This is a genomic window from Protofrankia sp. Cj3 (assembly GCF_917627355.1).
GTDB lineage: Bacteria > Actinomycetota > Actinomycetes > Frankiales > Frankiaceae > Protofrankia.
The window spans coordinates 12,499-13,759 of record NZ_CAKJTR010000018.1 but is presented as its reverse complement, the minus strand read 5'-3'; the positions used below and the strand labels follow the sequence as shown (position 1 = coordinate 13,759).

The 1,261-nt window shown below is 71.5% G+C and carries 1 protein-coding gene; it reads right to left on the bottom strand.

Annotated elements, in window-relative coordinates; translation table 11 throughout:
* Positions 1-37: 37 nt before the first annotated feature.
* Positions 38-583, bottom strand: a complete 546-nt coding sequence (locus MJ783_RS04130) for a hypothetical protein (protein WP_239308583.1) — start codon at positions 581-583, stop codon at positions 38-40.
* Positions 584-1,261 lie beyond the last annotated feature (678 nt).

The window sequence follows — 1,261 nt, the reverse complement described above, 5'->3', positions numbered from 1 at the left end:
CAGCCGCACCGTCAACCGCAGGTTCAGGTGGCAGCTGTCAGGGGGTGTTGGTGGCGAACGCGGTCAGCCGCACCCCGTGCTCCCTCTCGTAGGCGTTCGCGTCCTTCGCGTAGCGGGGGTGCAGCGGCTCGCGGCGCACGAACACCCGGTGGCCCTTCGGCCAGGTCCCGAGGTCGCCGAGCAGGCCGGTGACCTCCACCGCGAACGCCTTCTCGCGCACCGTGCCGTCGGCCTGCAGCGCGGCCTGCCACACGGCACGGCCGGTGCGTTTCTCCAGGGCGTCGACGGCGAGCACGGCGTCCATCTCCCGCTGGGTGAAGGTCCAGCCGGTGGAGTACTCCCAGGTGAAGGACGGGTGACGGCGCCCGCCGGCGGAGGCGATCCACTCCAGCAGTCCGTGGGAGAACCCGGCCCCGTCGGTCCGGAAAAGGATCTTGCGCCGGTGGGGGCCGGGCAGTTGCTCGACCGCCTGCCGGAAGATGTCGATGTTGTCGGCGGTGTCGGTGCAGCCGGCGTCGCCCGGCCGCAGCTCCTGGGCGAGCATCTCGCCGCTGTTGTCGCAGTACACGAGCAGGGGGCGCACAGGCCGAAGACGCCCTTCTTGTAGGTGCCCGCGGCGCCCTCCTTCTCGGATGCGCAGGCCACCGCCGTGGCGTCGGAGTCCAGCACGGTCCAGCCCGTGAGCGGCAGCCCGTCCACGGTGATCCAGGGGAAGCCGTCCTCGCGCTGCTCGAGCAGCTTCCACACGCGGCGGCGGACCCCGGCGCGGGCCCGCGCGATCCGGCGCCGCTGCAGCTCGCCCATCTCGTCCAGTACCCGCCACGCGGTCGCCGGGGAGGCGACCTGGCCGAGGACCGCACGCTGGTGCTCCAGCGGGGCGATGTCACCGATCGCCTCGGCACCCAGGACAATCGCACAGGCTAGGTCCACCAGCACCCGCCCGCGCGGATGCAACGGCCGAAACCCGGGCAGGCGCATCGCGCCGGCCAGCGCCTCGTCCAGCCCGGCCTTCTCGGCCAGCAGTTGCAGGACCACCCCGCCGGCGTGGCCGAGCTGCCCTTTCCCGTCGGCCGACATGGTCACATCCGCCAGGCGTCCACTACGCTTGCGCACGGATTCGGTGCCTCCACCACGTACATGATCAGTGACTAGACACCGCAGATCATTGCAGGTCGGGGCACCGTTTCTGCATCCGGGTGACGCTCAGTCACAGCGCAACGGGCGCCTCGTGAAAGACCGAGGCCGGGCTGGGTGTAGGGAG